This window comes from Mesorhizobium sp. ESP6-5 (genome assembly GCF_020164695.1).
Lineage (GTDB): Bacteria > Pseudomonadota > Alphaproteobacteria > Rhizobiales > Rhizobiaceae > Mesorhizobium > Mesorhizobium australicum.
In genome coordinates this window covers 217,104-238,963 of sequence record NZ_JAIUGR010000002.1, presented here as the reverse complement: position 1 = coordinate 238,963, position 21,860 = coordinate 217,104, and the positions used below count along the sequence as shown (strand labels likewise).

Below are 21,860 nucleotides of genomic sequence, written 5' to 3'. Positions count from 1 at the left end.
TCTTTCCAAGCGAGTATCGCGAAAGCCATGAACACGACACTTGAAACGACCGCCGATCCCCTGCCGGAAGAACTCGCCTTTCTCAGTGAACGGCTGACGGCGTTCAACGACGGCGATGTCGGCGCGTCCGAAAAGAAGGCGCTGGCGGTGTTCGTGCGCGACGAGATCGGGGCGATCGTCGCCGGCATTTCAGGCTACACCGCCTGGGGCTGGCTCTACGTGCAGTGGCTGTGGGTCGACGAAGGGCTGCGCGGCCAGCACATGGCAGGCCGGATGCTCGACGCGGCCGAACGCGAAGCCGTGGCGCGCGGCTGCCAAAACGCCTGGATCGACACATTCAATCCCAACGCCGCCAAGGTCTATCAGAGGCAAGGCTACCAGCCTTTCGGGACGCTGGCCGATTTCCCTGTCGGCCGCAGCCGCGTCTTCCTGCGGAAGAAACTGGTCGACTGATCAGCCAGCCAGCTTTCCGCCGCGCATCGGCCGCGGCGCGCCCGTCGTGCTCGGGAAACTGATCGGCAGGCCGCGCAGCACGCGAACCGCGAGGAAGGCAAAACACTCCGCCTCCACCGCGTCGCCGCTCCAGCCGAGGCTTTCGGCCAGCACGACCTCGACCCCGGCGCGGCTGGCGAGCATCGCCATCATTGTCGGGTTGTGGCGACCGCCACCGCTGACCACCAGCTTCTTCGGCCGGCTGGGCAGAAGGTCGAGCGCCTTGCCGACAGCGGACGCGGTGAAGGCGGTGAGCAGGGCCGCGCCATCCTCGGCGCTCAGGCTGTCGGCCATGGCCGCGCCGAAATCGAAACGGTCGAGTGATTTCGGATAGGCCTTGGTCAGATAGGGATGCTGCAACAGCTTGGCGAGCCGGGCTTCGTCCACCTTTCCCGCGCCGCCAAGCGCGCCGTCGCGGTCCATTTCGCCGAGCCCCTTCGATTTGATGAAGTCATTGAGCGGCGCGTTGGCGGGGCCGGTGTCGAAGGCGATGACATTGTCGGCGCCGTCCCACCAGGTGATGTTGGCGACGCCGCCGAGATTGAGCACCGCCACCTCGCCAGTGGCGCCGGCGCCGCGCATCAGCGCGGTGTGATAGGCAGCGGCCAAAGGCGCGCCTTGTCCGCCGGCGCGCATGTCGGCCGAGCGGAAATCGTAGGCGACCTTGGTGCCGAGGATGGCATGCATGAGCTCGCCGTCGCCGAGCTGCCGGGTCTGGCCGAGCCGTCCGACCTGCGGCGCGCGATGCAGCACGGTCTGGCCGTGAAAGCCGACGACCCCGATCTCGGCCATCGTCATGCCGTAACCTTCCACGAGTTCCTTCACCGCCGCCGACTGCGCGCGCGTCAGCGCCTCTTCGGCCTTGCGGAAAATCGCAGGTTCCGGCCCGGTGAAATTCCAGGCCCGCGCCGCCGCCAGCGTCTCTTCCAGCAGCGACCGGATCGACGCGGGATAGGGCATCAGCCGGTAAGTGCCGAAATCGTCTATCCGCTCGCCATCGGTCTTGATCAGGGCGACATCGATGTTGCCGTCAAGCACCGTGCCGGTCATCAGGCCGACGGCCCAGATTGGTTCCATCATTGAGCTCCATTGATGAGGTCGCCGACCGCTTGCCGAAGCTGAACGATGCCGCTGTCGAAATGACGTGTCGGATGGATCCGGTTGGTAAGCAAGGTCCACGCCTTGCTCTTGTCGAAGTCGATCCACAATCCTGTGCCGGTGAAGCCGGTGTGGCCGATCGTTCCCGGACCGCACAGCGCACCGCCGGACCAGCCTTGGTAAGGGCGCTCCCAGCCATGGGTGCGGGTGGCCGACAGGGGCTCGCGCATCAGCGCGATCAACCGTTCGGATGCGCCGGTTCCGTCCAGCAATCCCCAGGCGAAATCGAGCACCGAAGCGGCCGTGCCGAACAGGCCGGCATGGCCGGCGCCCTGCAGCGCCGAGCAATTGTCGTCGTGGACCTCGCCGGACAGCACGCGATGGCGCCAGGTGCAGTCCTCGGTCGCCGCGGCGGCATCGGGTTCCGCGAACCAGGCAAAGCCCGGGCCGGGTTCCACGGCGCGGATGCTCTTGCCCGACAGCCGCTCCATCGCAAAGCCGAGCAGGATGAAGTTGATGTCGGAATAGACAGGGTCGCGCGCCCGCCATTCGCGCTGCAGGACGAAGGCGCGCAGCAGTTCGGGGTCGCGCCCATAGGTGTAGATCGGCTCGACGGCCGGGAAGGGCGTCTGGTGGCCCAGGCACTGGCGAAAGGTCACCTTCCGCTCCCATGCGTTCGCGTCATACTGGCGAAGGTCGGGAAGCAGGGAAATCAGCGACGCGTCGAGATCGATGATGCCGTCCTGCGCCAGCGCCAGGATACGCGGCGTGGTAAAGATCACCTTGGTCAGCGACGCTAGGTCGAACCAGGTCTCAACAGTCATCGGCCTGACCTTAGGCACAAGCTGCGCGGAGCCGATCGCTCTGGTGATGCGCTCGCCATTTCCACCGACGAGGCCGAGCACGCCGCCGGGAATGCGCTTGGCCGCCACTGCCGCTGCGAGCGGTTGGAACGCGCGATCGAAGAGCTGGGCAAGGGGGCTCAATGCCGGCCACCGCACGTGGGCATGTCGTCAAACGGAAAAGTCGGCGATCCTTCGCACCCCCCTCTGTCCTGCCGGACATCTCCCCCGCAAGGGGGGAGATTGGCCGTAATAGCGGCTTTCGCCAATCGCCGACGTCGCAGGAAGGGGCGGGATGCCGAAGCTGCTAATCTCCCCCCTTGCGGGGGAGATGGCCGGCAGGCCAGAGGGGGGTGCTGTCCCGCCGACCTTGCATATCCCAGTGCACCGTCCATCACACCTCCACCCTCGCCATGTGATCCCCGCCAAACCGCTCCCACTTCGCCGGCGCCGGCTCGAACCCTGGCGGGCGCACCAGCGAAGGCACCTGGCGTGTGTCGATCTCGAAATGCTCGCGCCGACGGTCGATAGCCGGAACGGCTGATATGAGCTTCTTCGTATAGGAATGTCTCGGCTTCGACAGCACGGACTGTGCGTCGCCGATCTCGACGATCTGGCCGGCATAGATGACGGCGATGCGGTGCGCGATCCGCTCGACCACCGCCATGTCATGCGAGATGAACAGATAGGCCAGCCCAAACTCGCGCTGCAGGTCGACCAGCAACTCCAGCACCTTGGCCTGCACCGACACATCGAGCGCCGACACTGCTTCATCGAGGACCACGACGGACGGGTTGAGCATCAGCGCGCGCGCAATGCACAGCCTTTGCCGCTGGCCACCGGAGAATTCATGCGGATAGCGCTCGAGGCTGTTCTTGGGCAGGCCGACGCGTTCCAGCAGGCGCGCCATTCTGGCCCGCGTTTCGGCATCCACCCGGCCGCCGGTGGCGATCACGGGTTCCGCCAGAATGCTCTCGATCGTCAGCCTTGGATTGAGAGAGGCATAAGGGTTCTGGAATACCATCTGTATGGGCCTGGCGCTGCGCCTCGGCGAGGCCGCTCGGGCGCCGACCGAGAAGCCGCCGCGCGCCGGCCGCACAAGCCCTAGCACCGCCTTGGCGGCAGTGGATTTGCCCGAACCGCTTTCGCCGACGATGGCCAGCGTCTCGCCGTGCATCAGGTCGAAATCGACGCCGTCGACGGCATGCACCGCGCCGGTGGCGCGGCTGAAGAAACTGCTCTTGAGGGGAAACCGAACCACGAGGCCATCGACCTTCAAGGCCGGTTCGGCGCTCGCGCCGTTGTCGCGTTGCCCATCCGAGCGCGTCGCGCGACCGCTGGCGAAATGCGGCACGGCGTGCAGCAGATGCTGGGTGTAGGGATGCTGGGGGCTGTCGAGGATCCGGTTGAGCTCACCCTGTTCGACGGCCTGCCCGTTCTGCATCACCATCACCTTGTCGGCGATGCCGGCAACCAGGCCGATATCGTGGGTGATGAAGATGACGGACATGCCGCTTTCGCGCTTCAGCTCGGCAAGCAGCGCCATGATCTGTGCCTGCACGGTAACGTCGAGCGCCGTCGTCGGCTCGTCGGCGATCAGCAGGCGCGGGTTGCAGGCCAGTGCAATGGCGATCATCACCCGCTGCAGCATGCCGCCGGACAGCTGGTTGGGCGTGTATTTCAGCCGCCTTGCGGCATCGGGAATGCGCACGCGGTCGAGTGCGTCCCTGGCTGCCGCAGTAGCCTGCCGGCCGGTCAGGCCGCGATGCAGGCGGAACGATTCCTCGATCTGGGTGCCGATGGTCAGCACCGGGTTGAGCGAGGTCATCGGTTCCTGAAAAATCATGCCGATCTCGGCGCCGCGAATGCCGGTCAGTTGCGGTTCGGTCGCGGTCGTCAACTCGAAGACGGTCCCATTGGCCCGCTTGAGCTTCATCGAGCCGCCAGTGATGCGACCGCCACCGAAATCGACGAGCCGGTTGATCGACAGCGCCGTCACCGACTTGCCCGAGCCGCTTTCGCCGACAATGGCCAGCGTCTCGCCATCGGCGATATCGAAACCGACGCCGCGCACCACCTCGTTGGCCCGGGGGTCGCGGCCGAAGCCGACGCGCAGGTCCGAGACTGACAAGAGCGGGGTCATGCGAACGCGCTCCGCATCCTCGGGTCGAGGATGTCGCGCAAGGCGTCGCCCAAAAGGTTGAAGCCCAGAATGCTGATCATGATCGCCAGGCCTGGGAAGATCAGCAGCCAGGGTGCCGTCTCCATCAGGTTGCGGCTGTCGCTCAGCATCAGTCCGAGCGACGCGGCCGGTGGCTGCGTGCCAAGGCCGAGAAAGCTCAAGCCGGCTTCGGTCAGCAGCGCCCAGGCGAGCGCCAGCGTCACCTGCACAGTCAACGGCGCCACGAGGTTGAGCAGCAGGTGGCGCGTGACGATATAGCTCGAACTGCTGCCGAAGGTTCGCGCGGCATCGACGAATTCGCGTGTCTTGAGCGACAGCGCGGGGCCGCGCACCACGCGGGTGAAGATCGGCGTGTAGACGATGCCGATGGCAACGACGCTGGTCCAGGTGCCGGGGCCGGCAACGGTGACGATGAGCAGCGCCAGGAGGATCGCCGGGAAGGCCAGCAGCACGTCCATGATCCGCATCACGACGCCGTCCCAGCGGCGCCCGAGCCAGGCGGCGGCCAACCCCAGGATCGTTCCGGCAAGCGCCGCGAAGGCCACCGAGAAGAAGGCGACGGTAAAAGACTGGCCGATGCCCGCCATCAGGCGGCTGGCGACGTCGCGGCCGAACAGGTCGGTGCCCATCCAGTAGGCGGCGCTGGGCGCATGCAGCCGGTCGATACGGTACTGCGTGATCGGATTGTGCGGCGTCAGCCCGAGCAGGCCGAGGATGGCAAGCAGCAGATAGACGCACACGATGACGCCGCCGATGCGGCCGCTGCCATGGCCGAAGATGGCACGCAGGATGCGCATCACTGTTCCCCCAGCCGGATGCGCGGATCGAGCGCGACATAGGCGAGGTCGACCAGGAGATTGACGATCATGAAGTTGAAGGCGATGAACAGCACGCTGCCCTGCACCAGCGCGTAATCGCGCTGCAGGATCGCGTCGAGCACCATGCGTCCGAGGCCGGGCAGGGCGTAGATCTGTTCGACGATGACGGCGCCGCCCAGGAGGTAGCCGAATTCTATGCCGCTCAGCGTCACGACAGGGATCAGCGCATTGGGAAGCGCATGCCGCCAGATGACGCTGCGCGCCGAAGCGCCCTTGCTGCGCGCGGTGCGCACATAATCGTCGCTCAACACGTCGAGCATTGCCGAGCGCGCAATGCGGGTGACCGATGCCGCGAAGGCAAAGCCGAGCGTGATGGCGGGCAGGATCAACTGGCTGAGATTGCGCAAGGGATCCTGCCAGAGCGGCACGAATTCGCCCATCGCCGGCAGCACGCCGAAGCCCGCCGACAGCGTGTAGATGATCAGCAAGCCAAGCACGAAGCTCGGCGTCGACTGGCCGATCATGGCGACGACGCGCACACCGAGATCGGACAGCTTCTCGTTGTGAGTGGCGGCGTAGATGCCGGCCGGCATGCCGACGGCAAGTGCAATGATCATAGAGAGGAGCGCCAGCTCCAAGGTCAGCGGGAAGCGCTCGAGGATGACGTCGAGAACCGGCCTGCCATAGGTGACGGATATGCCGAAATTGCCGTGCAGGATGCCGCCGATCCAGCGCCAGTACTGGACGAACCAGGGCTGGTCGATGCCGAAATAGGCGGCGAGCGAATCCCGTTGTGCCGGCGTCAGCAGGCCGGCCTCGGTGCCCAGCATCGCCGTGATCGAATCGCCGGGCACCATCCGGATCGCGACGAAGACCAGGATGGACACGCCAAGCAGCACGAGAGGAAACGTCGCCAGCCGTCGCAGGAGATAGTTCACGCCAGGAAGACCTCTCGTCCCGTTGCCGAAGCTACTGGATCGTCACCTTGCTCAGGCTGAACAGCGTGCCGGTCGGCGTCGGCACGAACCCGGATATGTTCTTCTGTTGCGCCGTATAGCTATAGGAGGTGTAGAGCCAGATCCACGGCGACATTTCGGCGAGGTGCTTCTCGAATTCGGCGAAGATCGCTTTGCGTTTGGCCGGATCGGTCTCTGCGCGGCCCTGCTGCATCAGGCTGTCGAGCGTGTCGTCGATGTAGTTCGCCACCTTTTGCAGATTGCCTGATTTGGTCCAGTAGCGGTTGTACATGGTATAGGGGTCGGCCCGGCCGCCATTGAGCGCGATCGCCATGTCGAAATCGCCCTTCAGCCAGGCGTCGACATAGACGTTGAGCTCCATCATCTTGATATCGAGTTTGACGCCGATTTCGGCGAGCTGCGACTGGATGACCTGGGCTTCGGCCGCTGCCGTCGGCGGCTCGCCCGTGGCGCCGATCACGGTCGCCGAAAAGCCGTCGGCAAAGCCGGCCTCGGCCATCAGCTTCTTGGCCTTTTCGACATCGCGCTTGTAGCAGAACAACTGGCTGGGATCGGTGGCCAGCGCCGGGATGGTCAGCGGTCCGGTGACCTTGCCTTCGCCCAGCGCGGCGGTGTCCAGCACCTCCTGCCGGTCGATGGCGCAGGAGATCGCCTGGCGCACCTTGAGCTCGGTCATCGGCTTCCGCGACGGGTTGAGCTGCAGCACGTTGTAGGCCAGCACCGGCACGCGGTTCAGTTGCAAGTTGGCTTCCTTCGGCACCAGCGTGGCGACGAGCGGATCGTTGAGCAAGGCGAAATCGATCTGCTTGGTGCGCATGGCGGCGAGGATCGCCGCCTCGTCGGGCAGCACACTGATCTCGATGCCGTCGACGCCGGTCGCGCCGCCGGCCCAGTTCTTGTTGGCGCTCAAGACTTCCTTGGCGTTGGGATCCCACTTGTCGAGCTTGAACGGGCCCGAACCGACCGTCCTGGTGCCGATCGAGCCGGCCTTGATCTCGGTCGCCGGAACGATGGCCGCGTTGACGTCGCTCATCGCCGTCAGGATAGGTGCGTCGGCCTGCGACAGGTGGAACACGACGGTCGCCGCATCCGGCGTGTCGATGCTGGCGATCGACAGGAAGTTGGCGCGGGCGGCGGCACCGGTCTTCTCGTCGAGAATGCGCTCGAACGACGCCTTGACGTCGGCGGATGTCACGGCGGTGCCGTCCTGGAATTTCGCCTTGGGATCGAGCTTGAAGGTCAGCCCCTTGCCGTCCTTCGAAAACTCCCAGGAGGAGGCGATGGCGGGAATGATCCGCAGGCTGGCGTCGACGCGCACCAGCGGCTCATAGATCAGCTCCAAAAGCCGCAGCGAGGAAAAGGCCGTCTGCTTGTGCGGATCAAGCCCGGTGGCGTCCTGGGACCAGGCCATGTGCAGCGTCGCCGCCTGCGCCGAAACCGTCGCGATGCCGAGCATCGCGGCAAGGGTGATGCCCGAAAGCAGCCTTCTTGTAAGATGAACCATTCTCGTCTCCCACTATTGAACTCGATGCCTTGCAGTTCCGAGGGCCGCTTCCAAGGCACACATGCTATGGAGTGTCGGCCCAGTCTATGCGGCTTGACGCCCTCTTGTCTAAAGCGGCTTCAGGTCGCTTCGTCGCCGATCGCCTTTCGCAGGAACCCTCCGGCCCTGGACAAAGCGGCCCGCGCCGCGTCCACGTCGAGGCCGGTGATGGTCACCAGGATCGCCAACTTGACGTCCTTGCCGGTCCGGTCGAGCGCCTGCCGCGCCTGCGGCGCGGTACAGCCGGTCGTTTGCATGACCATCCTGATCGCCCGGGCCACCAGCTTCCTGTTCGATGGGTTCAGGTCGACCATCAGATTCTGGTAGCTCTTGCCGATCCGGATCATCGAGGCCGTGGTCAGCATGTTGAGCACCAGCTTCTGCGCGGTTCCCGATTTCAGCCGCGTCGAGCCGGTGAGCACTTCGGGGCCGACGACCGGCGAGATCGCGATGTCGGCGATACCGGCAATGGCCGATGCCGGATTGCAGGAGAGGGCGACCGTCGTTGCGCCGATCTGCCTGGCATGGGTCAGCCCGCCGATGACATAGGGCGTGCGTCCGCTGACCGCGATGCCGACCACCACGTCGTCGGGTGTGAGTCCGATCCCCTGCAAGGCCTTGGCGCCCATCTTCGGGTCATCCTCGGCGCCTTCGAGCGAGCGCACCAGCGCGTCGGACCCCCCGGCAATCAGGCCGACCACCATGCCTTCGGGCACGCCGAATGTCGGCGGGCATTCCGAAGCGTCGAGCACGCCAAGCCGGCCGCTGGTGCCGGCGCCCATGTAGATGAGGCGTGCGCCCCTCTGGAAGGCAAGCACGATCCGGTCCACCGCGGTGGCAATCTCGGGCAGCACCTTTTCGACGGCCGCTGGGACGATCTTGTCCTCGTCATTGATCCTGCGCAGCACGTCGAGGGTCGGCAGCAGATCGATGTCGACGGTCCTTGGGTTCCGACCCTCGGAAACCAAGCGATCCAGCTCAGACATCAACCCTTGCTCGGTCATCCCAGCGCTTTCAAAAGTTCTGCCGCACGGCGCCCGGCATCGATCGCCTGGCAACCAGTGCAGACGGACCTTGGGTCCGTCATCGCAGTTTTTCTTTGTTAACTTTTTAGAATTTGATATTCACATCGTCAACAGAGATTTGGAATATTTTATTCCTGTCCGTGCTGGCTATCCCTTGCAAACCGAACGCTTGGCAAGAATGATCGCGCCGGATACGGCGTCGCCGTCGGCGGGCTTCAGGCGGCGGCGCACATCGGGAGAAAGCCAGGGCTCCAGCGGGCTGGCGAGGCCGCCCAGCAACGTCACGCGCAGCGCGCCTTTTTCGAACAATACCCGCACCAGCGTGTCGATCTGTTCGGCGGCACCTTGCACGATGCGGCGCCCAACGGGATCGCCCTGGTCGGCATGGCGCATCACCATGGGTGCAAGCGCGGCATAGTCCGTGGCGCTGGCGCGGTCCATCCAGGCGACAGCCTCCATCGGGTCGCCCGCGAAGCGCTGCATGACCTCCGCCAGCAGCGCCGTGCGCTCGTGGCGGCCGTCATGGGCGCGCAATGCCAGTTGCACGGCTTTCAATCCAAGGTCGGCGCCGCTGCCCTCGTCGGAGATCGGAAACCCGTAGCCGCCGGCGCGCAGGTCGCGGCCCTCGACGAAGCCGAGGCCGATCGAGCCGGTCCCGGCGATGACGATGGCGCCGTCCCGGCCGGAATGCGCGCCAAGGCAGGCACCGATGCCGTCGCTGACGAAGTCGATGCTGGCAAAGGGATGCGCGATTGCCCGCAACGCCTCAAGCGCGCCTTTGCGGCCGATGCCGGCAAGGCCGATGCCGGCATGGATCTTGGCGGTTTCGGCTGGCGCGAAACCTGCTTCCTCGATCGCCGCGCCGAAAGCTTTCGCGACGGAGGTCCAGGCTGCCTCGATGCCGAGCCGCGTCGTCGCCGGCCCCGACAGGCCCTGTCCCAGCACCGTGCCTTGCGCGTCCTCGAGACGGGCGCGGCAACCGGTGCCGCCGCCATCGACGCCGAGAAAATAATCCGCTTCGGTATTCATGCGCCCAGCCGCTCGATGCCGGCGCCGCACAGGCGCAGCTTGCGGTCCAGTTGCTCGTAGCCGCGGTCGAGGTGATAGACGCGGTTGATTGTCGTCTCGCCTTCACAGACCAGCGCCGCCAGCACCAGCGACACCGAAGCCCGCAGATCGGTGGCCATCACTTGCGCGCCGTGCAATTTCTCGCCGCCGCGCACCAGCGCCATGGTGCCTTGCAGCTTGATGTTGGCGCCGAGCCGCATCAGTTCGGGCACATGCATGAAGCGGTTCTCGAAAATGGTTTCGCGCAGCAGCGACGCACCCTGGGCGCAGCACATCAGCGCCATGAACTGCGCCTGCAGGTCGGTCGGAAAGCCCGGATAGGGTTCCGTCGTCAGATCCGCGGCCTTGAGCGGCCGGTCGCGCGAGACGATCAGACCGCGATCGCCTGGCCAGACGCTGACGCCGGTCGCCTCCAGCAATTGCACCACCGAGGCCATGTGCTCGAGCCGGGCGTGCGTCAGTTCGAGCTGGCCGCCGGTGATGGCGGCCGCGATGGCATAAGTGCCGGCCTCGATGCGGTCGGGGATGATGTCGTGCCTGGCGGCGTGCCAGCTGGTGTCGCCCGCGATCAGGATACGGTGCGTGCCGGCGCCTTCGATGCGCGCACCCATGGCAACGAGGCAGGCGGCGAGATCGGCCACTTCCGGCTCGCGCGCTGCGTTCAGGATCTCGGTTTCGCCCTTGGCCGCGGTCGCCGCCATCATGGCGGTTTCCGTCGCCCCGACCGATGGCGAGGGGAGCACGATGCGCGTGCCGGTCAGCCCGTTCGGGGCCGAGGCGACGATCAGGCCGTTCTCGACGGCGATCCTGGCGCCAAGCGCGGCGAGTGCGGCGACATGCATGTCGACCGGCCGCGCGCCGATCGCGCAGCCGCCCGGCAGCGAAACCCGGGCATGGCCGAACCGCGCCAGCAACGGCGCCAGGACAAGCACCGTCGCCCGCATTTTTCGTACCGTGTCGTAGGAGGTCTCCTTGGAAACGGCGGTACTTGTGTCGATTGTGGCGGCATGGGCGGACCGGGTGATTTCGGCGCCATGAAGTCGCACCACGCCGAGCATGTTTTCGACGTCGGTCACATCGGGCAGGTTGGTCAGTTCCAGCGGGTAGGGGCTGAGAAGAGCGGCCGCGATCTGCGGCAAAGCGGCATTCTTGGCGCCCGATATGGTGACCGCGCCTTCCAGTCTCTGTCCGCCGACGATCCGCAATCTGTCCATGGCTGAAACCTTGACGGCCACGTCCGGTGACCTACCCGGGATCCCGAGCGATGACCTCGGGTCGGTCGAGAATTAATTCTGCGTTCTTGGCTGTCAATCAAAATTGGAATAATTTATTCCTCGTCTTGCAGTGAAGAGCGAGGGGTTTCCGTGTCCGTCTTAAGCAGGATCAGTGCCGAGCTCGACGGCATGGCGCCCGGCGATCGCGAGATCGGCCGTTATATCATCGACAATCCCGACCAGATGCTGAGGCTGTCGACGGCGGCACTTGCGGCCGAGATCGGCCGCAGCCAGTCTGGCGTCGTCAAGTTCAGCCAGAAGCTCGGCTATGCCAGCTATCAGGAGCTCAAGCTCGCCGTCAGCGAGGCCAAGGCGCAGGATTGGCAGGTGCCGGCCGGCGTCATCCATGGCTCGATCGAGGTGGGTGATACTTTTCCGGTCATCCTGAAGAAGCTGATCGGCAGCAAGCTGCTGTCGATGCAGCAGACCGTCGCCGCCAACAGCGAGCGCATCCTCTCCAGGACGCTGGACCTGCTTGATGGCGCGCGGCGCATCCATCTGGTCGGCGTCGGCGCCTCCTCGCTGGTGGCGCGCGATTTTTCATACAAGCTGATGAAGCTCGGCCGCAATGTGCTGCATGACAGCGACAGCCACATCCAGATGGCCAACGCCTCGACGCTCGGGCCTGACGATGTGCTGTTCGCGCTGTCCTATTCCGGCGCCAGCATCGAAACCTTGCGTATCGCGGAGCTTGCCAGCAAGCGTGGCACGACGGTGATCGCCGTCACCGGCCTGCACGACAATCCGCTGAGCCGCGTCGCCGACATCCGCCTCTACACCCTCGCCGACGAGGAACGCGCGCGCTCTTCCTCCATCACCGCGCGCGACGCGCAGCTGACGCTGACCGACCTTCTGTTCATCCTGCTGGTACAGAAGCAGCCCGACGCCAACGACTACGTTCACAACAGCGAGGCGGCGGTCACGGTGCTGAAGGCCGAGCGCTCGTCGTAAAGGCCTCAGACGCTTTCGAGATAGGTCTCGATCTCGAAATCGCTGACGTTGAGGGCAAACGTATTCAATTCCTGGCGTTTGCAGGCGACGAAGGAGTCGCGCAGAATCGCCGGGAAGATCTCCGCCACATGCGTCCCGCCTTCAAAGGTTGCAATCGCCGACGCCCAGTCCGGCGGCAATTTGGCCGGGGCAACGCCTTGCCCGTCATTCCCCGCAGGGTCGCCTGGCGACATCTGCTTCTCGATGCCGATCAGCGCGGCGCCCAGTATGGCGGCAAGCACGAGATAGGGGTTGGCGTCGGCTCCCGAGACGCGATGTTCGATGCGGCGCGCGCCGGTCGGGCCGCCGGGGATGCGGATCGCGACCATGCGGTTCTCGTAACCCCAGGCGACCGCGGTCGGCGCGTAGGATCTCGGGCGCAGCCTGCGGTAGGAATTGAAGTGCGGCGCGAACACCAGCGTGCTTTCGGCCATCGCCGCCAGCAGCCCGCCGACCGCGTGCCGCATGGTGTCGGAACCCTGGTCGGTGCCGTCGTCGAATACGTTGCGCCCATCGGCATCGACCAGGCTGAAATGGACATGGAAGCCGTTGCCGGCGCGATCGCCATAGGGCTTGGCCATGAAGCAGGCGGCAAAGCCGTGTTTGCGGGCAATGCCCTTCACCGTGCGCTTGAACAACACCGCATCGTCGGCCGCCCGCAAGGCGTCGGCGACATGGTTCAGGTTGATCTCGAACTGGCCGACGCCGTTTTCGGCGATTGCCGTGTCGACGGGAATGCCTTGCGCCCGGCAGGCTTCATAGATGTCGTGGATGAAGGCTTCGAAATCGTCGATCTCGTCGATCGACAGCGCCGCGTCGGAATCGAGACGCCGCCCGGTGACCGGTGAGACCGGTCCGACCGGCCGCTGCGATTGCGGATCGACCAGGTAGAATTCGAGTTCGGTCGCCGCGACAGGCGTCAGGCCGAGCGCCTTGTAGCGACCGAGGATGCGAGCCAGTGCCCGCCGGGGGTCGCCGAGATAGGGCGCTCCGCTCTCATCGGCGAGCCAGAGCGGGACGAGCGCCGTCGGATGCGCCGTCCATTCCACCGGCAGAATGCCGCGACCCGTCCATTGGCAAAGGCCATCGGCATCGCCGGTCGAGAAGACCAGGCTGTTGCCTTCGATGTCCTCGCCCCAGACATCGAGCCCGATTAGCGAGTAGGGCATGCGCAGCTTGCCCTCCAGTGCCTTGCGGGCCTGCTCGACGGGGATGCGTTTTCCCCGCATGATGCCGTTGAGGTCGCACACCGCGGCCCTCAGGCTCTGGATGTCGCTTCGGCTTTCAAGCCAGTTCAAAACGTCCGCAATTGCATCGCTCAATTTCAAACCTCTGGTTCCCTGCGGTGTCGCGTCTGAGGCGAGCACCCTATTTTTACGACAAAGCGGCTGATGAGTTCATGAAGGCATCTCCGACATCGGTCGGAAAAGTTTCCTTCATTTTTTCAAGTCATTAGCCGGTATGTCGGGAGGCATTTCAGGAACCAATTGCGCGATCTGCGATCGCAACATAGCGACAAGGCAAGGGAAAGCCAAGCGGCATCTGGGGTCCAGGAGACACCGGCCTAGCTCCTCGCTTCCGGGAATCTGACCTGCCGCAGGATGTGGGCAGCACCCTCGTCGATGTCGCGAACGATGGCCGCCCGCGCTCGCGCACCGTCCTGCGCCTCGATCGCGGCAACGACTTCCTCGTGATAGTCGATATCCAGGATGGAGGAGAGGTCGTCCTCGAATCCCACGGCGAGGTTTCTGAGAAACGGGCCGACCTGCATCCACACCGTCTCGATCAGGAAGATCATCTGCTCGTTGCCGCAATGGCGATAGATCGAGAACTTAAAATCGTGGTTCTTCCTGAGATAGTCGCCGATATCGCCTTTGCGGGCCGTCAGGGTCAGTTCTGTGCAATGGCGTCGGATCGCCCGCAGATTGTTGCCGTTGATCAGTTTCGTCGCAAGCTCGGTCGCCGGGCCTTCGAGCAGTGTGCGCACGGCGGTCAATTGCGAGAACCGCTCGGCCGAGATCACCGGCACCTCGACGCTGCCATTCGGCATCGGGCTCAGTGCCCGCAATGCCTGCAGCCGCATGAAGGCACTGCGCACCGGCATGTCGCTGGTGCCGAGTTCCCTAGCGAGCCTGCGCGAGGTCAGCTTCTGACCGGGCAGGAATTGGCCCGACATCAGGGCTCGCACAAGCTCCAGATAGACCTTCTCGTGCAAGGGCACGGTGTCGACGGCGGTCAAACCGAAATGTGTTCTGCCGGCCATTGGCGGGGCGCACCTTCATCCGTTCTGAAAATGACCTGACGACACGCGCCGCGGACAAAGCTTAGGCCCGGCACGGCGGGAACACCCAAGCCGCCGATTGATCAGGCATGATAGACGCTTCGATCGTTGCGCGGCAAGCCAACCGCCGGAGCCGGCGCGGTGCGGCGGGCTGCCTTCCTTTCCGGCTATCGATCCGGAGCCGGCCCGCTCTTTTCCTGCGCCAGATGCGTCAGCAAATTCCTGGTGATCCGGCCGACGTCGTTCATGGCATCGCCCGCGGGCAAGGCGCCGCACCAGGCGACCGAACTCGCGCAGAAGATCAGACCGCCCGAGGGCAGATGGCGCAGCGTCATCTCCGCGCAGCGGCGCTCGTCGCGCTCTCTGTCACCTCCTTCGTACCAGCGCGTCGCGTCATGGACGAAGCTGTCCGGGAATCCGGTCGCGCGGGCAATGACCATGGTGTCGGGGGATGTGCCCAGATGCGGGTCGGTGGCATCGACCTCGTAGCCGGCGGCGCCTCCAAGCACGATGCCCTCGTCGCCGAAGGTCTCGCTGGTGACGCCGTCGAACAACCACGCGGCCGAGGGCTGACGGCTTTCCGGCGTACGCGTGAAAGGCCGCGCGCCATCGAAACCCATCAGCGAGATGGCGACGCCGGTCAGCGAGAACTCGCCGCGCCCGCTGGCGCGCAGGTAGCCTCCCGGCTGGTTGGTAATCGACAGTGACTGTTCGGCGATGGGGCCGTCCCAGGTCCGGCCCGCCTCGAGCGGCGAGCGGCGCAATTCCATCAGATCGTCCTGGAACGCCACCTTACCGGCAAAGCCATTGCCGCCGAGATAGGCGATGCTGCCGCCCGCCGCCGCGAATTGGCGCAGCGCATGCTCCATCTCGACCGACATGTATTCGGGATGGCTGCCGGTGATGACCGCCTGATACTCCTGCAGGCCGGCAAGACCCAGTTCGTGCAGGTCGCGGTCGGTGATTAGATCGAAGGCGATATCATTGTTGTGGCAGAAGCGTAGAAAATGCAGGTCGACCGGCAGATTGTGCGGGCAGCCGCAGAGCGGATACTTGTAGTCGTCACGCAGCGTCGCCTTGGGCTTCCTGGTGGAACAGATCGACACGCCGCTGAGGTCGCTGTGATAGTCGTAGAGCGACTTCAGATTGTTATCGATCGCGAAGCGATGGCCGCGATCTTCGCACATCCATTCGTAGAGATGCGCCGGCAGGAATTCGTCCGCGTAAGCGAGATAGGTGGCCGTCGGCACCAGGAACAACAACGGCGCCCGGCGCTCCGACGAAGTGATGAAGAAGACGATACGCTCCGATCCTTCATCGTGACCGACCTCGAAGGCATAGACCCCGGCGGGCGCCTCGGCGGGAACCTGCAATTGGTATGAGGCCGGCCACTGCAACGCCTCCATGTCGTCGTCGTGGCAATGCACGGCGTCGTAATGCGACGGCACCAGCCGGGGGTCGAAACTCGACCCGTCCCAGCGGCGCGAGGTCATGCAGAAGGCGGGCTGGTTGACCGTTTCCAGGAAGAGGACGCGATCGGTGCCTGTCGAGGCGAGCGGGCCTCTCGGCAGCAGGGTCGGAAACGTCCAGGCGATACGGCCAGCCGCGGTTTGCAGCGAGATCGTCGAGAATTTCGCGTTGAGCGACCTGACATCGTTTGCCGTGCTGGTGCCGAAGACCATGTCACCGGTCAGGAGCCGCCACGGCAGGTCGAATCGACGATCCAGGCGAAACGGCGACAGGAGATCGTCCGAATCGATCCGCAGCACGGTCGCGCCGTCGTTCGACGAAATCTCGACCTTGAGCCAGGTGTTTGCCGGCAAGACCACGTCGCTATCGGGCGAGTTGCCGTCGTCGCCTGATATCAGCCGCCCGTCCTGCAAGCCGAGGCGCAGGTTTCCGCTTTCGAACAGCACGCGGGCGCCATCGTTGCGGGTCAAGTATACTTCGAAGGCGACGCCTTCGATCTCGGTGGCCTTGGCAAGTTCCGCCGCCGCGACCCTGAGGAAGGATCCGTGATCGAAATCGCGACGGGACACGGCATTTCCCGTCGGCTCGACGCGCCAGCCCATCGGCTCGGCCGCTTGCGTGTCGAGCCGCACGACGTGCACGTCGCGTACCGGCCGCGACGACGAGACATGGAGGGCGACTGGTGTTCCTGCCGCTGTATGCCAAGGAACGGTATAGCCTGAGACGGCCATGGCGCCGTGGTCGACGGGGCGTTTCATCGCCGCAAAAATCCGCGTCGCGATCCCGGCTGTCGCACTCTCCCCGGCTGTCGCACTCTCATTGATGGCAAACTGGACAATTCTTTCATACCTTTGGGTCTGGAGGGCGCATATATCCCCTCGGCCTTGCTTGCTGATGAAGTCCGTAGAAATCTCGCTCAGCCATCGATGGCCTCGGCAAATGCGAGTTCTAGGCATCCGTCGCAGGCATCCGCTTGGTGCCTGATCCACGACGACATTATCGCGATCGTCCGAAACCGGACAGTCGTTCTCGAAGGTCGGCCTCTTCATCACAAAACTTGACCTTCACGCACTTGCACGTCCGGCCGCTCTCTGGCTTTTTGGGGTACCCATCCGAACGGACTGATTCGCGTCATGCCGCTCGATTGCAATGTCTTGCAGGCAGTCTGCTTGTGGGTCGTGAAGCGCACGCAATTGGCGAAGGAGAAGCAGGCATGGCCGAGTTCAAGAAGCCGGAAATCTCCGAGATGAGACCCAAGATCACCGTGATCGGCGTCGGCGGCGGCGGCGGCAACGCGATCAACAACATGATCGTGGAACAGCTTCAGGGAACCGAGTTCATTGCCGCCAACACCGATGCCCAGGCGCTGACCATGTCGAAGGCGACGCGGCTGATCCAGCTTGGCGCGCACGTCACGGAAGGCCTTGGCGCCGGCTCGTTGCCCGAGATCGGCCGTGCCGCGGCCGAAGAATCGCTCGACGAGATCATGGATCATCTGGCCGGCACCCACATGTGTTTCGTCACTGCCGGCATGGGCGGCGGCACCGGAACCGGTGCGGCCCCGATCATCGCCCAGGCGGCGCGCAAGGCCGGCATCCTGACGGTCGGCGTCGTCACCAAGCCGTTCACCTTCGAGGGCAGGCGCCGCATGCAGATGGCGGAAGAGGGCATCGAGCGGCTGCGCGAGGCCGCCGACACCGTGATCGTGATTCCCAACCAGAACCTGTTCCGGATCGCCGATGCCAAGACCACTTTTGCCGATGCCTTCGTCATCGCCGACAGGGTGCTTTATTCCGGCGTCAGCTGCATCACCGACCTCATCGTCAAGGAAGGCCTGATCAATCTCGACTTCGCCGACGTCAAATCGGTGATGCGCGGCATGGGCCGCGCCATGATGGGAACCGGCGAGGCTTCGGGCGACGGCCGGGCGATGAAGGCGGCGGAAGCCGCGATCGCCAATCCGCTGCTCGACGAAATGTCGATGAAGGGCGCCAAGGGCGTGCTGGTGTCGATTTCGGGCGGCCGGGACATGACCCTGTTCGAGGTCGACGAGGCGGCCACGCGCATCCGTGAAGAGGTCTATGAGGACGCCGACATCATCGTCGGCGCCATCTTCGACAAGAGCATGGAAGGCCGCTTCAGGGTCTCGGTGGTGGCGACGGGCCTCGATCGTTCGCTCAGCGAGGGTGATGCCGATGCCGGCATGGCACATGGCCATTCCGTGCCGTCCGCCGCACGGATCTTGCAGTAACCTTTCTCTTCGATTGACCTCCCGGGCAGGCGACCCGCGGTATCTGCCGCTTCCCCGGGGCGGAAAAATTGCTCTTCAGGACGCCTTCTCGCCGATGAACTCGAATCGCTCGATCTCGCATTCGCGCGCGACCAGCGCCAGGATTTCCGTCGAGGGTTCGGCGGCGTCGGACTGCCTCCATTCGAGATTGAACGAGTACACGAAGCGGTCGCGGCTGGGATCATGCTCGATCTTGGCAAGGCGCGCGCCGTAGCCGAGCGGCCGCACCATCTCCGGAAGGTCAGGTGGGGATTCTTTTGCCCAGGAAACCGACAGGATCGCATGGTGATCGCGCGGCAACTTGAGGTCGACCCATTTCAACACCTGAAGTGTCAGTAGCGTCAGCACGGTCGCAATTGCCGCAAGACCAAACTGGCCGCCGCCAACGGCAAGTCCGATCATCGTCATGATCCACATGGTGGCCGCGGTGGTGATTCCAGTCACGAGATCGCCGCGCCGAAGGATGGCGCCGCCGCCGATGAAGCCGACGCCGGTCAGCACGCCAAGCGGCAGACGCAGCACGTCCATGCTGGCGAAGAAGTCCATTCCCTTGCCCGTGGTATCAAGCAGTATGTTGGCCTGGATCATGGCCACAGCGGCCGCCAGGGCGACCAGGATGGTCGTGCGAAGCCCGGCGGTGTGGCCGCGCGCTTCCCTGTTCAGGCCGATGAGGAAACCAGCCAGCAGCGCAAGCAGCAACCGGGCGACAAGATCGGGCCATGTCGGATGAAGTGGCATATCGCAGCAAAGCGGCTCGAACATCGCCCTGTCAGGGCGGCGCTGGTGCTCCGCCCTCCATTTTTCTCAGGATTTCGGCGCCCTCGCTGACGACGTTGCTTGCGGCTGGCCGGTACGTCGCGACCTCGGGCTGTCGATGTAAGAACCTTTTTGCCTTCCTGAGGTTCCCGGCGAACCGTCGCGCGGCAGCCGACCAAACGCCATGCAATTTGAAGGTGGCGCTTGACTTCGTCCGATCCGTGTGAAAAATTTTGCAGCAACTGATAAAAATATCACCGGGATGGAAACGTGGTTGGTTTTGGAAACGGCCTTTTGCGGGACGATGATGCCAGCATGGCGGCGCGGGCCGCGTGGCTTCATTACGCCGGCGGCCTGACCCAGTCCGAGGTCGCCAAGCGGCTGGGGCTGACCAGCCTCAAGGCGCACCGCCTCATCACCAAGGCCAACCAGGAAGGCCTGGTGAAGGTCTATATCGACGGCGAAGTGTCGGAATGCGTCGAGCTCGAGGACGAATTGTCCCGCCGCTACGGCCTCGACTATTGCGAGGTGGTTCCGGATTTCGATTCCGAGGATCTGCCGCTCAAGGCGCTCGGCATCGCCGGCGCGCAGTTCCTCAAGCGCGAGATCGAGCGCGGCGAGCAGGCGCTGATCGGCGTCGGCCATGGCCGCACGCTCGCGGCCTGCGTGGAATATCTGCCGCGCACCACCACCGACCGCATCCGTTTCGTCTCGCTGCTTGGTGGCCTGACGCGGAAATTCTCGGCCAACCCGCATGATGTCATCCACCGTCTCGCCGAACGCACCGGTGCCGAAGCCTATGTGATGCCGGTGCCGATGTTCGCCAACACGGCGGAGGACCGCATCGTGCTGCTGGGCCAGAAGGGCATTAGTGAGGTCTTCGATCTCGCCAGATCCGCCGACCTGTTGTTTGCGGGCATCGGCACCGCCGAACGCGAGGCTTCGCTTGTCGCCACCGGCATGATCGAGAAGGGCGAGATGGAGGAGATCCGTCGCAATGGCGGTGTCGGCGAATTGCTCGGCCATTTCTTTGACGAGGCCGGCAAGGCAGTGGCGACGACCGTTTCCAACCGGGCGCTGGCACTGGCGCGCGAGGATATCGCCAGCCGCCGGATTGTCGCCGTCGCCGGCGGCAGGATTAAGGTTCGCGCAATCAAGTCGGTGCTGGAGGGGCGCTATCTCAAGGGCCTGATAACGGACGAGCGCACGGCGCGATCGCTCGTGGAAGAGACGCCGGTCGGGTAGCCGGCAACAGTCCAGTTGAAACTACCCTGTGGAGGAGAAGACGAAATGCATGAGAAAGAGAAAGACCTGATAGATGCCTTCCTGCGCGGACAAGTCGACCGCCGTGGACTGATCAAGGGCCTGGGTGCCATGGGTCTCGCCGCCGGCACCGCCGGCACGCTGCTCAACCTCGGCCAGACCCGCGCGCTCGCCGCCGACTTCGACTGGCAGGCGCATAAGGGCAAGACCATCAAGCTCCTGCTCAACAAGCATCCCTATGCCGATGCGATGATCGCCGACCTCGAGAACTTCAAGAAGCTGACCGGCATGAACGTCGTCTATGACGTCTTCCCGGAAGATGTCTATTTCGACAAGGTGACGGCGGCGCTGTCGGCGAGCTCGCCCGAATACGACGCCTTCATGACCGGCGCCTACATGACTTGGACCTATGGCCCAGCCGGCTGGATCACCGATCTCAACGAATGGATCAAGGACCCGCCCAAGACCAACCCGAACTATGCCTGGGACGATATGCTGCCGGGCGTGAAATCGTCGTGCGCCTGGAACGGCAAGCCGGGCGGCGCGCTGGGCTCCGAGGACGCCAAGCAGTGGTGCATTCCATGGGCCTTCGAGCAGAACAACATCACCTACAACAAGGGCATGTTCGACAAGGCCGGCGTCGGCGTTCCCGGCAATCTTGACGAGATGATCACGACGGCGGCCAAGCTGCAGAAGGATATTGGCGGCGGCGTCTACGGCATTGGCGTTCGCGGCTCGCGTTCCTGGGCGACGATCCATCCGGGCTTCCTGTCGGCCTACTCGAACTTCAACGAGAAGGACCTGACCGTTTCCGCCGATGGCAAGCTCGCGGCGGCGATGAACACCGCCGGCTCCAAGGCCTTCCATGCCAAATGGGTGCAGATGATCCAGGAGAGCGGCCCCAAGGACTGGTCGACCTATACCTGGTACCAGGTCGGCACCGATCTCGGCGCCGGCGCCTCGGCGATGATCTTCGACGCCGACTGCCTCGGTTACTTCATGAATGGCGGCGACAACAAGATGGCCGGCAAGCTCGCCTATGCCGCCTTCACCGCCAATCCGGCAGCCAAGGCCTCGACGCCCAACATCTGGATCTGGTCGCTGGCGATGTCCAACTTCTCCAAGGACAAGGACGCGACCTGGTACTTCCTGCAATGGGCCTCCGGCCCCGAGCACGGCCTGTTCGGCGCCACCAAGATGGACTTCGTCGATCCGGTTCGCCAATCGGTGTGGAAAGACGAGATGTTCCGCGAGAAGCTGAACAAGAGCTACCCTGGCTATGTCGAGATGTTCGACGCTTCGGCACCCGGCGCCTCGATCAAGTTCACGGCGCAGCCGCTGTTCTTCGACCTCACCACCGAATGGGCGGCGACATTGCAAAAGATGGTGGCCAAGGAAGTGCCGGTCGACGAGGGCCTCGACAAGCTCGCCGAGAGCATCAACGGCCAGCTCAAGGAAGCCGGCCTCGGTTAAGTCGCAACGAGGGCCGGC

At 64.4% G+C, this 21,860-nt stretch carries 18 protein-coding genes; 5 read left to right on the top strand and 13 right to left on the bottom strand.

Features of this window, described 5'->3' with window-relative positions; translation table 11 throughout:
- Positions 1 to 27 precede the first annotated feature (27 nt).
- Entirely contained in the window at positions 28 to 453 is a 426-nt protein-coding gene (locus tag LB524_RS03540) for a GNAT family N-acetyltransferase (RefSeq protein WP_224523735.1), read from the top strand.
- Here LB524_RS03540 and LB524_RS03535 read toward each other — a convergent pair whose 3' ends face one another.
- The 9 genes from LB524_RS03535 to murA all read right to left on the bottom strand — a co-directional run bounded on the left by LB524_RS03535 (position 454) and on the right by murA (position 11,259).
- Positions 454 to 1,569 carry an anhydro-N-acetylmuramic acid kinase gene (locus tag LB524_RS03535; protein WP_224523732.1) on the bottom strand — a complete coding sequence of 372 codons (1,116 nt, stop codon included), beginning with the start codon at positions 1,567 to 1,569 and terminating at the stop codon, positions 454 to 456.
- Positions 1,569 to 2,576 (bottom strand): serine hydrolase domain-containing protein, encoded by a 1,008-nt coding sequence (locus LB524_RS03530; protein WP_224523729.1) that lies wholly within the window; start codon positions 2,574 to 2,576, stop codon positions 1,569 to 1,571. Before LB524_RS03530 ends, LB524_RS03535 begins: the two co-directional genes overlap by 1 nt.
- A gap of 250 nt (positions 2,577 to 2,826) precedes the next feature.
- A complete protein-coding gene (locus tag LB524_RS03525; protein ID WP_224523726.1) occupies positions 2,827 to 4,575 on the bottom strand; it encodes an ABC transporter ATP-binding protein in 1,749 nt (582 codons plus the stop codon).
- Positions 4,572 to 5,411, bottom strand: coding sequence for an ABC transporter permease (locus tag LB524_RS03520; protein ID WP_140617422.1), 840 nt, complete (start codon positions 5,409 to 5,411; stop codon positions 4,572 to 4,574). The genes LB524_RS03525 and LB524_RS03520 overlap by 4 nt, the downstream gene beginning before the upstream one ends.
- Positions 5,411 to 6,370, bottom strand: coding sequence for an ABC transporter permease (locus tag LB524_RS03515; protein WP_140715197.1), 960 nt, complete (start codon positions 6,368 to 6,370; stop codon positions 5,411 to 5,413). The genes LB524_RS03520 and LB524_RS03515 overlap by 1 nt, the downstream gene beginning before the upstream one ends.
- 31 nt (positions 6,371 to 6,401) lie before the next feature.
- Positions 6,402 to 7,913: an ABC transporter substrate-binding protein gene (locus tag LB524_RS03510; protein WP_224523722.1), complete on the bottom strand. Its 1,512-nt coding sequence runs from the start codon at positions 7,911 to 7,913 to the stop codon at positions 6,402 to 6,404.
- Between the two features lie 119 nt (positions 7,914 to 8,032).
- Complete coding sequence (gene murQ / locus LB524_RS03505) at positions 8,033 to 8,956, bottom strand: N-acetylmuramic acid 6-phosphate etherase (protein ID WP_224523719.1); 924 nt, start codon at positions 8,954 to 8,956, stop codon at positions 8,033 to 8,035.
- Between the two features lie 168 nt (positions 8,957 to 9,124).
- Positions 9,125 to 10,006: an N-acetylglucosamine kinase gene (locus LB524_RS03500; RefSeq protein WP_224523716.1), complete on the bottom strand. Its 882-nt coding sequence runs from the start codon at positions 10,004 to 10,006 to the stop codon at positions 9,125 to 9,127.
- A complete protein-coding gene (murA, locus tag LB524_RS03495) occupies positions 10,003 to 11,259 on the bottom strand; it encodes a UDP-N-acetylglucosamine 1-carboxyvinyltransferase (RefSeq protein ID WP_224523713.1) in 1,257 nt (418 codons plus the stop codon). Before murA ends, LB524_RS03500 begins: the two co-directional genes overlap by 4 nt.
- A gap of 150 nt (positions 11,260 to 11,409) precedes the next feature.
- On the opposite strand from murA, the gene LB524_RS03490 reads away from it, so the two are divergent.
- Positions 11,410 to 12,270 (top strand): MurR/RpiR family transcriptional regulator, encoded by an 861-nt coding sequence (locus LB524_RS03490; protein ID WP_224523710.1) that lies wholly within the window; start codon positions 11,410 to 11,412, stop codon positions 12,268 to 12,270.
- Between the two features lie 5 nt (positions 12,271 to 12,275).
- Here LB524_RS03490 and LB524_RS03485 read toward each other — a convergent pair whose 3' ends face one another.
- The 3 genes from LB524_RS03485 to LB524_RS03475 all read right to left on the bottom strand — a co-directional run bounded on the left by LB524_RS03485 (position 12,276) and on the right by LB524_RS03475 (position 16,818).
- Positions 12,276 to 13,631 carry a glutamine synthetase family protein gene (locus LB524_RS03485; protein WP_140661517.1) on the bottom strand — a complete coding sequence of 452 codons (1,356 nt, stop codon included), beginning with the start codon at positions 13,629 to 13,631 and terminating at the stop codon, positions 12,276 to 12,278.
- Positions 13,632 to 13,873: 242 nt separating this feature from the next.
- Entirely contained in the window at positions 13,874 to 14,572 is a 699-nt protein-coding gene (locus tag LB524_RS03480; RefSeq protein WP_140661516.1) for a GntR family transcriptional regulator, read from the bottom strand.
- Between the two features lie 185 nt (positions 14,573 to 14,757).
- Positions 14,758 to 16,818 (bottom strand): N,N-dimethylformamidase beta subunit family domain-containing protein, encoded by a 2,061-nt coding sequence (locus tag LB524_RS03475; protein WP_224523707.1) that lies wholly within the window; start codon positions 16,816 to 16,818, stop codon positions 14,758 to 14,760.
- A 455-nt stretch (positions 16,819 to 17,273) separates the two neighbouring features.
- Here LB524_RS03475 and ftsZ point away from each other — a divergent pair, with 455 nt between their 5' ends.
- Entirely contained in the window at positions 17,274 to 18,311 is a 1,038-nt protein-coding gene (gene ftsZ, locus LB524_RS03470; RefSeq protein ID WP_224523703.1) for a cell division protein FtsZ, read from the top strand.
- A gap of 75 nt (positions 18,312 to 18,386) precedes the next feature.
- Here the strand turns inward: ftsZ and LB524_RS03465 are convergent, their stop codons facing one another.
- Entirely contained in the window at positions 18,387 to 19,112 is a 726-nt protein-coding gene (locus LB524_RS03465; RefSeq protein ID WP_140617414.1) for an MgtC/SapB family protein, read from the bottom strand.
- A 264-nt stretch (positions 19,113 to 19,376) separates the two neighbouring features.
- Here LB524_RS03465 and LB524_RS03460 point away from each other — a divergent pair, with 264 nt between their 5' ends.
- A complete protein-coding gene (locus tag LB524_RS03460) occupies positions 19,377 to 20,351 on the top strand; it encodes a sugar-binding transcriptional regulator (protein ID WP_015318970.1) in 975 nt (324 codons plus the stop codon).
- 45 nt (positions 20,352 to 20,396) lie between these two features.
- Positions 20,397 to 21,842 (top strand): ABC transporter substrate-binding protein, encoded by a 1,446-nt coding sequence (locus tag LB524_RS03455; RefSeq protein ID WP_224523699.1) that lies wholly within the window; start codon positions 20,397 to 20,399, stop codon positions 21,840 to 21,842.
- Positions 21,843 to 21,860: the final 18 nt, after the last annotated feature.